Source organism: Flavobacterium sp. Arc2 (assembly GCF_041431385.1).
Classification (GTDB): Bacteria; Bacteroidota; Bacteroidia; order Flavobacteriales; family Flavobacteriaceae; genus Flavobacterium.
Genome location: NZ_JASMRH010000002.1, coordinates 57,614 through 74,353 on the forward strand (window position 1 = coordinate 57,614; position 16,740 = coordinate 74,353).

The window sequence follows — 16,740 nt, forward strand, 5'->3', positions numbered from 1 at the left end:
GAAAAGAGCTAATAAAATGGATTCTTTACTGCTTTTTTTTGTAGCACTTGAAAGAGTAAATTCGTTTAAAAGCTTAAATAAATAACAAATTTACATTATTAAGTCCTCATTAACCCTTAAGTTGATGTTTTGGTAATTTCAACTAAATCATTCATAAAACTAATGCTTGTGTATTCAACGGTAAACAGTTGCTTATGCTGGAAAGCGGCTTTTTGAGCGGCATGCAGCGCATTTAGACTTGGATTTGTCAAAATGGCTTTGCTCCAATTATCATCAAAAAAACCAATACCACTATCCGTATATTCTTGATTTACTATGGGTGCAGCCACAGGAATCCCATGGGCTAAAAAAGTAGCTGCGCTCCCACTCTTTCCAAGGGCGTGTTGAGGTACTGGTGTAATCCCCATATCACAAGATGTTACTAGGTCTGAGATTTCCGTCTCGTTCAAAAACCCAGTGCACGAAACAGTGATTAGCAAAGGACAGTGATTTTTAAAGTACTCCACATAGGGTAACATTCTACTTTTATTCCCTCCAATGAAAATCAACTCAGTAACAATTCCTTTTTCTTTTAGCGCAATATTAAAGCTGTTTATAAAATCGATGATGGAAATTTCTATTTCTACCTGACTAAAAAAGGCCCATCTAAAGGTACTAAGTGGTTTATTTTCCAAAACGCCTGCTGATATTGGACTAATATTCGAGAACAGCGGCAATGCTTTTACCCTATACCCCAATTTTTCAATATTCGATCGATAGGCTGGCAAATGCGTATGAATCAATTTTGGATTAATTTTCTTCAACAATTGCTTGATGATGTGTTTTTGAAAATAAGATACTACTTTATTTTTAAACGCACCCTTTTTTGCCGTCCCCATCCATAACTCATGAAACATAATGTGCCATTGCTGCACTCCCTTCAGCTGATCTAAAAAACCAGGCAACCAAAAGGGCAAACCCTTAGCATTATAGCCATAGGGTACAAACTGCAAACTTACCCAATCTGGACCAAATTCATTGACAACTTCTTGAACCCTCAGAAATCGTTCGTTTTGTGAGGTTTTCCCTGAAATTCGCGTTATTGTACAAGATGAGTTTTCAACATTTTTTGTTTCTTTAACAATACCTTCGACATGGCTATCACACAAAGCAAGAATATGTACTTGGTAACCTTTTAGAACTAAAACACTTCCCAAAAGTTTGGTATAGTCTCCAACACCATCTTTTCCTGCTTCAACAGAACTACATAAAAATAAAATTTTCATTGACCTAGCAGTTTAATTCTTTAAATAAGGGCTCACAAATAATATGACAACTGTTTGCTTTTATTTTTTGCATCTCTTTTATATCAATGCGATACCCTAAATGCCATAAATCTAATAATTTTTCAGAAGTATACTCATCACCACAAGCAAAATCATTATTTTCAATATTTACTCGATTGAGTGCAAAATTTAAGATGATAGGGTGTTGTAAACAAAGCCCTTTTCTGTATTTAAATTTAAATCGATAGGGGCCAAATGCTTTTTCTAAAGTGTTTGGTGCTTTAAATTGGGTTCGTTCCAAAAGAAATAGAATTTCTTTGGTGTCAAATACATTTCCATCTACAGCTAATGGCATAGCCCAATAACCGGATGATTCCATCCAAGAAAAACTAGACCAAGGCTCCATTGCGAACGGACTAAGATAAGGAGCTGGACTAATCGAATCACTAGGTTGCGTATAATTGATCCCTGACCACAATCGAATGCTTGGCACATTTTTTCTTAAATCGATATCGTTTAACCATTCAATAGAAAAAGGATTCACAAATAAAATATCATCAACTAAAAACATCAAGCGCGAAAATTTGATGTTTTTGACTACATTTATTAAATCCGATTTGAAGTTTGTTTCTTTTACATGTTCGAAAATGATATCCGAGTATTTTTTTAAAACTTGCCCATAGGCCTTTTCAAAATCAGCAGAAGAGGTTTGCCATTGAATAACAATCTGATAGTCGCCTGATATGCATTGCTTTATAGATTCAAGCAAAGCCTCTAGCTGCATCGGCCTATCCTTACTAAACAGTACAATACCAAGTCCACCACCTGAAGCAGGAGCTGATTTAGTAAAAAATAGACCAATAGAATTTAGTATACGTTTGTATGTACCAATCATTGATTATGCTATAAAAATTAATATTTACTTTAGTTACAACTATCTCAATTTCTTTTTTAGAAGCTAGAAATTACAGCTTAAATTTGTGTCTACATCCTCATATCATAAAAAATATACTTTACACCCTATCTATCATGAAATTAATAGAAATAACACTTTGTCTACCCATCTCCTTAGTGTTTAGAAAAATTATCTTTTTCTAATATTTCTCCATTTTAATGTTATAAAATTCAGTAAACTAAAATATAAGTCTATAGATTTTACATAAAATTTATTAGGTTTATTTATAGGTTTTCCAGGTATTCCTTCAATGCCTCTATTTAATCCTTCTAATCGGCAAGATTCCCAATCAAAATACCATATAGGCTCATTATAAAATAATCTTTCCCCATATTTACTGAATAATTTTAAAACTTCAAAATCCATATAATAGTAGGTATCATTTTTAAAATCCTTCAAATTAAGCCCCATTTCATCATATAACTTATACCAATTAGTATCAATTTTTTCTGTGTTGCCTAACTTGACATAATCGTCAGGTTTAAAGAAACTATACATTAATCTACGAATTCTAACTTTTTGTTTCTTTTGTATTTTTTCTAAAGAACAATAATATCTGTTTTTTGAAAATTGAATATTTTCCCTTACAAAACATAAATGCAAAAATGAAATATTTTCAATTAGTATATAAGTTGCATGTATAGGTGTTGGTATTCTTACACTATGTATTTCAGAAGGAAAATGTTCTGAACCATCATCAACAAATCCTAATGGAAAACCCTCACGATAAATCAAGGCCAAATTCAAGTTGAACAGCGGGGTTGGCTTGTCAAACAAAAAAACTGTACCAAGTGCAGCCTGTTTTATTTTTTCCCAATCTTTAGAATATAAGCTATTCGCTGTTATTAATTCGTCCGCATCTAATGCCAATAAAAAGTTCCCCAATCCAAATAACTCTCTAGCTGTGTTAATTAATAGCTTTTGTCTATCTCCTTCATTAAAATCAGTATTTTCATTTTTAATTAAAGTAACTTTATCATAATTTAAGGCTATTTCAACCGACTTATCACTTGAATTTTGATCAGCAATAATAATATGATCAGCAAAAAGTGAGCAAGTCTTAAGAAATTTATCCAAAATCCACTCTTCATTTTTTATTGGAGTTAAAACGACTATTTTCATAAATTTTATTTTACCTAACTGACTAATCTTTAATCAATAAAAATGTGTTCATAAAACGATATTTAATTAAATACTTACAGAATATTTAATGTGTAATTTTGTTTTTATAATATCTTAATAAATTTCGAAAATGAAAAGGTTCTAAAAATCTCAAATATTCTTTTAAATAATCAAATGCAGTTACTTGTTTTCTAAAAGTATGTAATTCAGCTGCCGCTTCAGAAAGATAATGGAACTGATTTTCAAACGAAAGGAATTGTTCATAATTTTTTCTTGCATTAATACCTAATTCCAAAAAATCTTTTTCTCTATTTTTAAGTATATTGTGTATTTCACTAACATCTTTTTCTTTTATTCGAATCGAACAACTTTTCCAATCAATAGCCTTGTTTTCAATCCATTCGTTAGAAATAATAACAGGAGCAATTCCCATTTTCATACTTTCATATTGTCTATATGAACTTGGACCAATACCCCTAGGACATAAGATAAATTTACTCTGAAATAAAATTTTCGCATAATTTTGAAAATATAAATCACGCTCCTTTTCATCTAATTCCCAAGAATTAGAATTATTTGTGTCTAGCACATTTTCATCACCTTGAAATATTTTTATAATATTCTCCCTTACTTTAGGATAAGTCCGACTTGCACCCATAAAAGAAAACAAATATTTTTTTTCAATAATTTTATTAGGAATAAATTCAACGTAAGGGTTTAATGAAATTTGTTCAAGGTAATGATAGGAAAAATGCAGTTTTTTATTGAAATGACTAACGCATATCGAAGGTGAAATTGTTGGAATAAAAGTTAGATTAATATCGCTATCATGGTACAAATAACATTTTTTTTTATATTTTTTATACAAAGAATGTTGTAATACTTGAAAAAAATATGGATCAGACCATGGATGATGTTCAACAAAAATAATTAAATCTGCAACTTCAGGATTAACTTCTAATTTGTGTTTTTCAAAAGAATCAAATAAACTTGATTTCTTTATATTTTTGTACGCAAAATTATGTTTGTGCTCAGGATAAGCGGATAAAATAAATATTTTCATACTAAAAACAATTCTGCTATATTAAAAGAAACTCTAAAAAAATTCAGTTGTACCGCGTAGATAATTTTAGCAAGAATACAAGTTTAAATTAAAAATTGACTCATTCAATTCAATTCATTTCATAAACACAAAATTTCATTGATTTGCAAAATTTTAAATTACTCAAGAAATTTATGATTTTTAGGCTAAAACTTTTTAAGAATCAACAATCATTAAATTTATTTATGATAGTTATGTTTTCAGGTATAAATCATTTGAATGAAGTTTTTCTTAAATTCTGATAATATAAATATTTATAAGGATGATTACTTCTAAAATTCCAAGGTTTAATTGCACCTGTGAAATGAACTATTATTGGCAATTTAGTGGATTCCTCAGCTTCTGTATTTGAAAATTATTCAAGTAATTGCTTATTATCTTCCTCAAAAATAACAGATTGTTGATCATAGCGTAAATACATCCTTTTCCATTTTCCATCAATGATTGCATCAAGCCCACATTTATCAAGATACCTGACTACACTTGGATTAGAGGATATAAAATTTATATTTAACTGAGTATCTTTCCATAATTTCAAATTAATTACATTACACCTGCATTAAAATAATATGAATCCAAGCTCATTTTTGACTCTAGACGCATGTCAAAACCGGGATTTTCAATTGCTACAGTAATAATCTTCTAAATCAGTTTGATAAAATTCTTTTATTCAATCATTTACAACTAAATCTGAATCAAGACCAAAATTTTATTTTCGTTAATATAATCTGAAATTAACAATCTATAATAATTAACTTTTCTAAAATGATGTGTTAAAACTAAATTATCAAATATTTCATCATTAATAGCAATAAAAAAAATCACATTGATAATTAAAAGTAACTTTCTTCAAATAAGATACGTTTTTATCAACTAAACCTTCACTTATTACATAAATTTTAAACTTTATAAAACCTTCCAATAAACTTACCTACAATAACACTAATTTTCTTTTTAAAAATTTCGAATTTAGTATGTACAAAAATTGGACTCTTTGTATTTTCCCAGTAAAAAGTATCTAAAATTCTAGGAGGTCTTCCTTGAATAGCTCTTAGTAAATGATAAGTGTTCCATGGTTTTGGACTTCCTAATGCATGAAACATGGTTACATGGCCATACTTAAAGCCCATACCTTCTTTACCTAAATAACTTATAGAACCATCAAAAGCTTCAATAGTAGCGTTCAATGCGTCTTGATCTGATTTGTCAAAAATAGTAAAACCTTCCATTTCCACTAACATTAAACTGTGTGATTCATTTGAAAAAATAGAATTTTCTAACCCTCCTATTGCTGCCCCCATATTTACTTGAATTTGATTCCACAATTTCAAAAAAGAAATATCTTTTTTTAGCAGTCCGACAAAGCCTCCATTTACATAGGTTTGATTTTTATATTCTAAATCGATATTGAATTTTTTAAAATAATTTCTCCATCCTACTCTACGGGGATGAAATTCTTGTAGAGGAGAATCGATATCCTCACAAAGTCCTACTCCACATTGTACCCATTGCTCAAAACAAACCCATGAGTCATTGACCACAATATCGGGATCAAAATAATAAAGCGCTTCTGCATTCTTAGCTGGACCTTCCCATAATTCCAGCATAAAGTCAGGTTTATAATTGGTTAAACTATAATTCGTTTCTAATTTTAAGAAAACCAACTTCAATCCTTCTATTGGTGATACGATTATAGCTTCTTTCCATTTATCAATAGCCTCTTTTTTTCCCTTTAATGCCCAACTAGGTAATGAACCACGATACCCTACATATACAGTTCCTCGAAACCCATTTTTATAAAGAGAGTTGGAGAGTGTAGCCACTCCATAGTGATAATGTCCTTCGAAAAGAGTGCAAATTGCTGCAATCATATGTCTTGTTTTATTGTAATTAGCGGTTTAAATATCGTTTAACTCGATTTACTTGATTTTTTATAAAAGTGATGTAAAACATATCAGCTAGTTGTATTTTAAAAAATCCCATCATCCTATTTTCATCTGTTTGGCTCGAAAACATCAAATCATCAATGGGTTGACTACCTAGACGACCTCGTCCTGAATAATGCAAATGACTGATTGAAGCATTCTTATATTCTTTTAAAGATTGTTTCTCATATTGCTTTTTATTTTCATCCGACAAAGTCGCATACCACGAACGGAATGAAATCGACCTTCTTTCTTCATTTCCTTGAATGGCTTGAATTAAATCCAAACTATTTTTATAATCTCCCGACCAAGAACTCAACCAATTATAGGGAGGTTTGCATAAATTCAGTAATTTCCATTCTCCAAGTTGTGTTGCAATATGCAATAAGGATTGGTCGTGTTTTTTGGGTATTTCAGGATACTGTTTAAACCACTCAACAGCGGCATTCATATCTGCAATCATTTTGGGATTCTTTTTTATCAGAATGTGGCCTGCAGTAATAGCCGTGCTCAAACTACCTTTGCCAAACAGTTCTTCTATTTTATTAGGTATTAAATAATTAAATATGCCTTGTGTCGTATATTCTTCGTCAGCATGAACTAAATCATATCCTTCGGTATAATCAAACAATCGTTCCCAATTCATCAAGGCGACAATATCATTGTCTGAATAAATAAATTCGTCCCAATCAGAAAACCATGCTAAAAAACGGTAGAGAAACCCCATAGGACAATCTGTCAATACACTTCTTAAATTGGCAATAAACACCTTGGCCTCTTCTGGAAAATCATCCACGGTCATAAATTCTACTTCATCTAAGATTTTTTTTGAATTGATAGGGGCTCCACCAAAGTGAATCAATCGAATAGGAAGTCTACAACCACTTTTTCGAATGGAATAAATTAAATTTTCACAATACCACTGACTCTTTAAATTGGCCACTAAAACAATACCTTTTTTCATTCTATATATTTTATAATCCTAAATGCCATTTATAATCCTTTTGCCACATCTTATGACGAACGGGTCCCGTATAATGACGAACAGCCATTTCACTTGGTTTATGCAAATAGGAGAAATCAAATTGATCTCCTGTGTCTAAAATAAAAGTTTTAGGTGTTAATGGCATAAATTTATTATCCTTTAGCAAAATATTAATTATAGTCTGTTCACTAAAATATTCATATTTTGATTCTAAAACTTTATAAAACTCAAGAGCGTTTTTATATTTCTCAAACTTTCTTATCACAAACATTAAACCCGCATTTACTTGCAATGATTGTTCTGTGTGAGTAGCTATATATCTGCTATCCAAACAACCCCATCCTACATCTGGCATAAACCATCCATTTTCTGCAGGCATTTCCTTAATCATCATTTCGAACTTATTTGCTTTTTCATAAAATAAAATATCCGAATCAATAAACAAGGTAGGACTATTAATTGGGTGATTCAAATAATAAAACAATCGTTTTCCAAATGCATGATTTAATGCATAATCTAAAATATAGGAATGATACGGTTTTAATTCCTCACAACATAATTCTTCAATTGAAGCCATTCCCCCCCATTTAATACTTTTGATTTCAACATATTCAAAATCGTTTGCTATTTGTTGTTTTTGTGCATCAGTATGTGACCCATCAGAATAAATGGTCCATTTTATTGGAATACCAACATGCTTAATAAATGATAGTATTGACAATAATTGCTCAGGAAAATCATTACAAGAAGAAAAACTTGCCACTTCCATTGCAATAGTCTTTTTTTGATTGACTTGTGCTAATAAATTTCTCAAATCATCTGTTACCTTCTTTGCAAATTTCTCACGATTCCTTTTGCCAATCGCTGTCGCCGTCTTTTTAGTAAGACCACTTTGTCCTGGTATCTTTCTCATGCTTTAAGGTTTTTAATAGAAATCGATTTAATCTTATATTCATTTAATTGTGAGTCTAATTTATTTACTAATGGTTTCCAAAATATTTTTTTTAACCAATCATCAAAAATATAATTAATAATAATAGAAAGTAATATTACCAGACCTATAAAAACGTAAGATTCTCTAACCCCTAAATGATATAATAATAAATAAAGAGGAAAATGAAAAATATAGATAGGATACGAAATAGTCCCTAAAAAATTAAGAAAAATCTTCATGTTTTTTGTGAAATCTAATTTTAAATACATAGCTATCAAAATAAATAGAATACTACAACTGGATAACATTACACTTAATGATTCAGCAAATATTTTCTGCTGATAACTCACAATAAATATACTTAAACCTAATAACGGAAAGGCAAACAAAGGTTGTTTTTTCGCAGAAATTATAAAACCTATAAGAAATGGCCATGCCCAAATTAAATCACCATATCCATATAAAAAATCATAATCCATAAAGGTAAAGGCATACATAGAAATTAGTGTAATAACCAAAATATATCTTAAACGCAATAACATTAATAAAGGAACCATAAGGTATAAAAAAACTTCAACCCCAATAGACCACAATGGACCATTGTAAGTTATAGTAATAGAGGCAATCCCTTGTAAAAGTAAAAAATTAGCTATACTCGTCAAATTTCCTGCGGCAAGCATTGTTGAATTGGGAAGTTCATAAGGACTCCCTAAATAATACTGTAAAAAAACAGCAAATAGTACAGCAACAAAATACAAAGGGTAAATACGCAAAAAACGACGTTTTATAAATCCTTTGCTATTTCTAGCATACGAATAGCCGATTGAAATGCCTGATATCAATAAAAAAACCATTACAGCAGCTTTACCTCCTAAGTCAAAAATAAATTGATAAGGCATTACTTTAAAACTTAAAATATGAAAGTATAAATGTCCATACATTACAATAAAGGCCAAAACAAAACGAGTAACGGCTAAAATTGACCAAGTTGTGTCTGTAAAAGTAGGAACTTTATAAAAAATATTTTTCATGTTTTATAGTTTAATAATTGACAAGCAGGTAAAAGCAAAAAAATAGCATGCGTTTTTTAAACTTTTTTTAATTTTCAATGCATTCAAACTATTCTCAACTCCCTTATTTATATCATTATGTCTTATTAACCTAGCATATGATAAATACGCATTAGACAATTGATTAATTCTAATTTTTAATGGAATAGCATCCCAGTCAAAATGTTTTTCATAAATATACAGAGAACCCAATGCCATTTTAGAATCATTATTTGAAGCTGCTGACACATTAGAATGTTTTCTATATAGAGCAGTATGTTGATTTGAAAATTTAAATCTATAATTCATTTTTGCTAATCTGATAAATAAGTCTTTATCTTCTGCATGCTGAAGATTTTGCACCATGCCTCCAACCCTATTCCAAGAATTTGTATCTAACAAAACAGTACAAGGATTGATCCCAATTTGATGGGTAAACAAGGAAACGTTAAAATTGTTCAACATGTCCTCACTGATTTCTTGTTTAAATATAATAGTTTCTACAGTATCTAAAAAAACCAAACAGCCCGCATAAACCAAGTTTAATTGGGGATCTTTGTCCACTTCATTCATCAAAGTTTCTAAATGATTGGGCAACCACACATCATCACTATCGAGCAATGCCAACCACGTTCCAGAGGCATTTGCCACCGCAATATTACGAGAAACACTTACACCTGAGTTTTTCGCATTGGTAATCAATTTTACAGAATTGGAAATACCTTTTGAAAATTCATTTACAATTTCGATGGTATTATCTGTAGAGCAATCATTTACCAAAACGATTTCCCAATTGGTATAGGTTTGTCTTTTAACGGACTCCAGAGTTTCAAGTAAAAATTTACTTGCATTATAGGCGGGAATTATAATACTAATTAGTGGATTTGTCATTGACTACTTATTTAAAATTAATTTATAAAAACTAAAACTATAATTAACAGTTAAAGAAATACACTGGTACAAAATACTATAATACAAAATACCCTGTAGTGTAGACAAATCCCAAATAAAAAAGGCAGCCGTTACCGTACCCAAATTCATGACAATAACCAATATGGGGTTTAAAAAATGCCCTCTGCTTCCAATCAACTGTCCGGTCATAGAAGTGATAAGCCCAATACAATTGGCTAATAAGATTAAAAACAATTCGGTAGACAAACCACTATAAGAAGCCCCCAACACCCATAACATTTGTGTTGGAAAAAGAAAGACAATGAACATTACAAAACCCGTAAATAAAAAGAGTAGTATTTGAAAAACGATAAAAGCTTTTACTATTTTAGATTTATTATCTTCTAATCTTGAAAATCGAGGAACAAATAAGGTAGATAATAAACTGGTAAAAAGCCCAATTAGTATAGAAAATCGGCCCAAGGCTCCTATACTCGCTAATTCGTTGGCATTCCCAAAAACCGATAAAATCCAGATCACAATTTGACCTGAAAAGGCAAAGAAAATAATATTGGGGAGTATTCGAGCAACCACTCGCAAAATTTCTTTCCGAACTACGGGGTCTGGTTTTTGATTAGTATCAACAAACTTCGCATTTATTTTTTTTAATTTATGATTCCCATAAATTCTGGGGATTCCCGAGGCTAACAAAATGACAAAAGTAAAAGGAAAAATAAATACAGTTAATACTGTTAGTACTAATCGTCCAACGTTAACAGTTATTTGATTTTTTTGCAAACTAGCGATGTCCTGATGCAATTTGGGTGTAATTTCTAGTAAAGAATCAGACAAATCCGCATAAAAAGCAGGAATTAAAGAAAGTACAATCAAAACCGCTGTCAACCAACTGGCCTTATTAATAAGTAATAAATAAATTATAATGGGTACAACTACAATTAAAGTGACAACAGCAAACTTTTTTCTAAGGTCCAATCCTGTGGCTAATACCGACCCTAATTTTTGAGGATCCTGCCAAACCTTACCACTCATGGCTAATACTCCGTTTGAGACCCCACCATCGGTCAAAACAATCAAAGTACCCACCATCGTATTGGCTAAGGTATACCATGCATATTCCTGAACAGGCAACATTCGTACAATCAAAATCCCAGTTACAAATCCGATTCCCTTTAGTAGAATTTCTGTACTACCTACTAAAGATACTAACTTTAGAATATTAATACTTTTATCGTAATGCCGGTGTTGCTTTATTTTATTAAAAGACTTCTTCATTCTTTACTATTTGTTGATAACAATAAAACAACATAATCCTGATTTTTATTTATAATACTTTTTTACCCTTTCCCAATCCCCTTAACTTGAAAACCTATAACGGTTAATGCATCCGCATCTAAAATATTACGACCATCAAATACAAAGGCAGGTTTGTACATGTTTTGGTAAATAGTTTCCCAATCGTAAGTTTTAAATTCGTCCCACTCAGTCAATAGAGCTACTGCATGGGCCTGATCCAAAGCTTCCAAAGGCGTTTGGTAAACAAATAGTTGTTTGAGTTTGGCGGCTATTTTTTGCTCGCTTAGCCCATTCAATTCCCATAAATAAGTCATGTCGGCTTTTATTTTGGCCTCAGAAACCTTAGGGTCGTATACGTGTATTTGAGCACCATCTTCAATAAGGTGATCGGCTACATAAATGGCTGCCGACTCCCGGGTATCATTGGTGTCTTTTTTAAAAGCCCATCCCAAAAAAGCAATCTTTTTATCACTAACCGTATTAAACAGCGAACTGATGATATTTTTGGCAAAACGGTATTTCTGATAATCGTTCAGAATAACCACTTGCTCCCAATAATTGGCGACTTCGGGTAGGTTGAAAAAACGACACAAATACACCAAATTCAAAATATCTTTTTGAAAACAAGAACCTCCAAATCCTACTGATGCCTTAAGAAACTTAGGCCCTATACGACTATCGGTTCCAATGGCATTCGCCACCTCATCCACATTAGCTTCCGTGGCTTCACACAAAGCAGAAAGCGCATTGATCGAAGAGATTCGTTGCGCCAAGAAAGCGTTCGCAGTTAATTTTGACAATTCCGAGGACCAAACATTCGTAGTCAAAATCTGTTTCGGCGCTAACCAATGCGCATATACATCCACCAAAGCTTGAATCGCTTCTTTTCCTTTTGGCGTTTGTTTTCCCCCAATCAGTACTCGATCCGCATTTAATAAATCTTCGATCGCAGTTCCTTCAGCTAAAAATTCTGGATTGGATAAAACCTCAAAATGAACGCCATTCCCCGTACTGTCTAAAATAGTCTGTAACGTTTCTGCAGTACGAACGGGTAAAGTCGATTTCTCTACAATAATTTTGTCGTTTTTAGCAATACGCGCGATTTGTCTAGCGCATAATTCCACAAATTTCAAATCAGCAGCCATCCCCTTTCCTTCACCATAAGTTTTAGTTGGGGTATTGACCGCAATAAATATCATATCCGCTGCATCAATTGCAGCATCAACATCGGTAGAGAAAAAAAGATTCCGACCACGTGCTTCCCCTACTACCTCTGCCAATCTAGGTTCGTATACGGGTAAATTATCTAAATTGACATCATTCCATGCGGCAATACGCGCTTCGTTTAAATCGACTACAGTCACTTTAATTTCAGGACATTTTAAGGCGATAACGGACATAGTTGGACCTCCAACATAACCAGCACCCAAACAACATATATTTTTTATTTTCATTTTATAATTTTATAATTGCTAACAATTAAATTTAATTAGTAGTTGCTAAACGCTTTTTTAAGCAATAGGCAAAAGACAAACTACTCGAAATAATTCAAAGTCGTATAACCTCCCTCTTTCAAATACTGGTCTTTTTTCATCAGTTTCAAATCCGATTGCATCATGTCTTTTACTAATGCTGCCAAGTCGTATTGGCATTCCCACCCTAGTTTTGTTTTTGCTTTGGTAGGATCCCCTATCAACAAATCCACTTCCGTAGGACGGAAATATTTAGGGTCAACCGCTAATATTTCTTTACCTATTTCTAGTTGGAATTTTGGGTTGTTACAAGCTTTAACAAATCCTTTTTCATCGATTCCGTCGCCTTTAAACTCTAATTCGATTCCAACTTCAGCAAAACTCATACGAACAAATTCTCGAACAGGAGTAGTCGTTCCAGTTGCAATAACCCAATCTTCTGCTTCGTCGGCTTGTAAAATCATCCACATCATGCGAACATAATCTTTAGCATGTCCCCAATCACGTTTAGCATCTAAGTTTCCTAAGTAAAACTTATCTTGTAAACCTAAAGCAATTCGTGAAGTCGCTCTTGTAATTTTACGAGTTACAAAAGTTTCTCCTCGTATAGGGGATTCGTGATTGAACAAAATACCATTGCATGCATACATCCCATAAGCCTCTCTATAATTTACAGTAATCCAAAAAGCATACATCTTAGCTACTGCATAAGGCGAGCGTGGATAAAAAGGAGTAGTTTCAGATTGAGGTACTTCTTGTACTTTACCATACAACTCTGAAGTCGAAGCTTGGTATATTCTAGTTTTCTTTTCTAATCCTAATAAACGTACCGCATCCAGAATTCGTAAGGTTCCTAATCCATCCGCATTTCCAGTATACTCAGGAGTTTCAAATGACACAGCAACGTGACTCATAGCAGCCAAGTTATAAATCTCATCTGGTTGGATTTCCTGAATTAAGCGAGTCAAATTTGTGCTATCTGTCATATCGCCATAATGCAAAATGAAGTTCCTCTTTTCTACATGAGGATCTTGATACAAATGATCAATTCTATCTGTATTGAATAATGAAGAACGTCTTTTTAATCCGTGAACGATATACCCTTTTTTTAATAAAAATTCACTTAAGTACGCTCCGTCTTGTCCTGTTACTCCCGTAATGAACGCTATTTTTTGTAATGGTTTCATGATGTAATTATAAAGCACAAAGGCATTGTGTAGCAAAGTTGCAAAAACTATATATATAGTTCTAGAAATGATATTATGAAAAAATATTAGTAACTAATTTATTTGAAATTTTAAATGTTTTCTAAAAACCAATTGTAGGTTCTCTGAACTCAATCTTCTAGATTAAATTGGTGATTCCAACCGATAGCATACATCTTAGAAATATCCATTAATTTTAGAGGAGCACCGTCAGGTTTGGTATCATCCCAAAGGACAACCCTAGTCTGTCCCACAATCTTTTGAATTGGAAGAGCTAACTCCATTATTTGTTAAATCTAATTCTTTGTTATTAGCACCAATAAGATGGGTATAGCCTTTCGCGGTCAAGATTCTCCAAATGGCTCTTACTAACATGCCATTGTGACCTGCTATATGAATGAGGAAAGCTTTATTTATCAATGAGGAACTAATTTTTTAAAGTAAAGTGGGATCTAACAACTCTAGTTGCGGGTTAATTTGCGTTACCGCTTGCTCATTATTTTAAAAAAAGCTACTAATCCTGCACAAGTTGCACGCGGAATAACATTAACGACAACTGGAAACAGCCTTTTCAATTTTGACAGCGTCCTTCACCTTGTTGAAACGCAATAAAGCAGACTATTCTTAGGCATCAATAAATAATGTTTAAAGTTCTTTCGAATCGGCAGTAAACTACTTTTGACCCATCAGACGACCAAATTGAAACTAACTCTAATCCAATAAAACATGGTAAACGAATAAGTAAAGACAATTTTTTATTTAAAATTTTAATATGGGTACCCCATCAATAGTTACATAATAACTATCCAGTAGAGAAAAATTTTTCAACCCATTATTCTCTTTATTAATGTAAACGATTTAAATAGTATCGTCAAAAAACATCGATCCCTAAATCAGGATTAACCTCCAGTAAATAATGAAAACAGCCACAAATATAATAAAATAAAAAGCACAACTACATTGTATTTAATAATTAAATAGCCTTGAAAAGACCAAATTACTATAAAACACCAATTAAATCGTTTTTTTAAAAATTAAATTTACAGCTGTAATCCCTTGGCGACTTCCTATTCAAGCATCAGCAGTAAAGCACTAAGAGTCAAATCAGAACACCAAATAAAAAAAGTATAGAAAGCCCACTATAATAAAAAGAAACTTATAAACTAAAAACTACGAAATAGCATATAGTATACACAAGACCAAAATTGTAAAAAAAAGAGGCGGAACAATTAACCCAGTTTCAGGTAAATTACTACTCTCCGATGTTAAAAAAAGTACAACAAAAGTCTGAGAGGAAAATAGAGGCCGAAGTCCCTTTATTCAATAATTACACTTTTTTCAGTTACCTGAAAAAGACAGGAACCTAATATTCAATTCGCCCGGGTTATAGTTTACGTATTCTGGTTAAGAAGTCATGCTACCGTAAAAGACAAAGAAATTAATATCATCAAAAATGGCTTAATAGTAACGATACGGCAACAGGGTTTTCAGTAATACAGTACTAAATTGGACAATAAACAAAGTTAAACTCAGGCCCATTTTATGAGCAAAATGGGCCTGTCAAAGACATCACAAAAACACAGTACGCTTTAATAGTAGAATCTTTAGGATATGCGCTAAAAGTAAAACACATTTAAAAATAATTCGGGGATCTCAGCCAATAATAGCTAAATCCCTAAAATTCAACTCCCTATTTGCAGCTTATAAAATAAGAGTTTAAGTGGTGAAAGTAGGTGATGAAAAACAAAGAATTAATACTCCATTTTAAAAATGGCACTCATTTTGACCCCTAAAAATTTGGAGAACTAATCCAATTTTGAGAATTTCAAGTTCACCCCTCCTTTTTCAATTTGCGCATACGTTTTAACGCTCATCTCCATCTGAATCATTTCCTCTACTTTAAAGATTCCGCTTATTTTTTTTAACGGGTTCTTTGGACTCATTAAAAAAAATGGAAAAATCAAATTTAAAGATAAACTCAATAAAAGCCTCTACAAATTTTGGGTATTTCAATCAATTTTGAAGCACTCAAATCAACATCGCATTTTTCTATTTTACCATAACCATTGATACTCATTTTTAATTCAGATGCAACATACTCTCTGGTTAAATTTTTTAATTCTCTTATTTTTATTATATTTTGGTATACATTATATTTCATAAAAATAAACAATATAAAATTCATATTTAAAACCTCCTTCCTAATTACTTAAACTTGTAACAAAAGCTACCACCATAGCACAACAATTTGCTTTAGCGTTACTTAGTTATACACATTCTATTTTTTAAATTCACAATCGATATATTAGATATAAAACCCACTTAATGGCAAGTAAAACCCACAGCGCTCTTTGCATAGTACCATATTATATCAGTACTAAGACTAACCACACGGAAACAGAAAACTGCTTGTGTAGTCTTCCTGAGCGTCTCGAAGGACATTCCCACCCATAGGCGAATACCCTGAACGGCTAAAAGCAACTTTTTTTCATTGCGCTCTTTTTATTTTTTTTCAAAAATA

General features: G+C 31.9%; 14 protein-coding genes. All 14 read right to left on the bottom strand.

Annotation, left to right across the window (positions count from 1 at the left end):
• Window positions 1–116 precede the first annotated feature (116 nt).
• The 14 genes from QO182_RS01585 to QO182_RS01650 all read right to left on the bottom strand — a co-directional run bounded on the left by QO182_RS01585 (window position 117) and on the right by QO182_RS01650 (window position 16,162).
• Window positions 117–1,265, bottom strand: coding sequence for a hypothetical protein (locus tag QO182_RS01585; protein ID WP_371538548.1), 1,149 nt, complete (start codon window positions 1,263–1,265; stop codon window positions 117–119).
• Window positions 1,266–1,269: 4 nt separating this feature from the next.
• Window positions 1,270–2,160, bottom strand: coding sequence for a hypothetical protein (locus tag QO182_RS01590; protein ID WP_371559610.1), 891 nt, complete (start codon window positions 2,158–2,160; stop codon window positions 1,270–1,272).
• 189 nt (window positions 2,161–2,349) lie between these two features.
• Complete coding sequence (locus QO182_RS01595; RefSeq protein WP_371538551.1) at window positions 2,350–3,342, bottom strand: glycosyltransferase family 2 protein; 993 nt, start codon at window positions 3,340–3,342, stop codon at window positions 2,350–2,352.
• Window positions 3,343–3,427: 85 nt separating this feature from the next.
• Window positions 3,428–4,405, bottom strand: a complete 978-nt coding sequence (locus tag QO182_RS01600) for an exostosin family protein (RefSeq protein WP_371559613.1) — start codon at window positions 4,403–4,405, stop codon at window positions 3,428–3,430.
• Between the two features lie 938 nt (window positions 4,406–5,343).
• Window positions 5,344–6,315, bottom strand: coding sequence for a hypothetical protein (locus QO182_RS01605; protein WP_371538553.1), 972 nt, complete (start codon window positions 6,313–6,315; stop codon window positions 5,344–5,346).
• Window positions 6,316–6,334: 19 nt separating this feature from the next.
• Window positions 6,335–7,333, bottom strand: coding sequence for a hypothetical protein (locus QO182_RS01610; protein WP_371559614.1), 999 nt, complete (start codon window positions 7,331–7,333; stop codon window positions 6,335–6,337).
• Window positions 7,334–7,343: 10 nt separating this feature from the next.
• On the bottom strand, window positions 7,344–8,267 hold the full coding sequence (locus QO182_RS01615; protein WP_371538556.1) for a hypothetical protein: 924 nt from the start codon (window positions 8,265–8,267) through the stop codon (window positions 7,344–7,346).
• Window positions 8,264–9,319 (bottom strand): acyltransferase family protein, encoded by a 1,056-nt coding sequence (locus tag QO182_RS01620; protein ID WP_371559617.1) that lies wholly within the window; start codon window positions 9,317–9,319, stop codon window positions 8,264–8,266. The genes QO182_RS01615 and QO182_RS01620 overlap by 4 nt, the downstream gene beginning before the upstream one ends.
• Before the next feature lie 3 nt (window positions 9,320–9,322).
• Window positions 9,323–10,228 carry a glycosyltransferase family 2 protein gene (locus tag QO182_RS01625; RefSeq protein WP_371559619.1) on the bottom strand — a complete coding sequence of 302 codons (906 nt, stop codon included), beginning with the start codon at window positions 10,226–10,228 and terminating at the stop codon, window positions 9,323–9,325.
• 3 nt (window positions 10,229–10,231) lie between these two features.
• Window positions 10,232–11,521, bottom strand: a complete 1,290-nt coding sequence (locus QO182_RS01630; protein WP_371538560.1) for a lipopolysaccharide biosynthesis protein — start codon at window positions 11,519–11,521, stop codon at window positions 10,232–10,234.
• Window positions 11,522–11,583: 62 nt separating this feature from the next.
• Window positions 11,584–12,996: a nucleotide sugar dehydrogenase gene (locus QO182_RS01635; RefSeq protein WP_371538561.1), complete on the bottom strand. Its 1,413-nt coding sequence runs from the start codon at window positions 12,994–12,996 to the stop codon at window positions 11,584–11,586.
• Between the two features lie 80 nt (window positions 12,997–13,076).
• The gene (gene gmd, locus QO182_RS01640) at window positions 13,077–14,201 is read right to left on the bottom strand and encodes a GDP-mannose 4,6-dehydratase (protein ID WP_371538562.1); all 1,125 of its coding nucleotides are present in this window, start codon (window positions 14,199–14,201) and stop codon (window positions 13,077–13,079) included.
• Window positions 14,202–14,350: 149 nt separating this feature from the next.
• On the bottom strand, window positions 14,351–14,503 hold the full coding sequence (locus QO182_RS01645; protein ID WP_371538563.1) for a hypothetical protein: 153 nt from the start codon (window positions 14,501–14,503) through the stop codon (window positions 14,351–14,353).
• 1,521 nt (window positions 14,504–16,024) lie between these two features.
• Window positions 16,025–16,162, bottom strand: a complete 138-nt coding sequence (locus tag QO182_RS01650) for a hypothetical protein (protein ID WP_371538565.1) — start codon at window positions 16,160–16,162, stop codon at window positions 16,025–16,027.
• Window positions 16,163–16,740 lie beyond the last annotated feature (578 nt).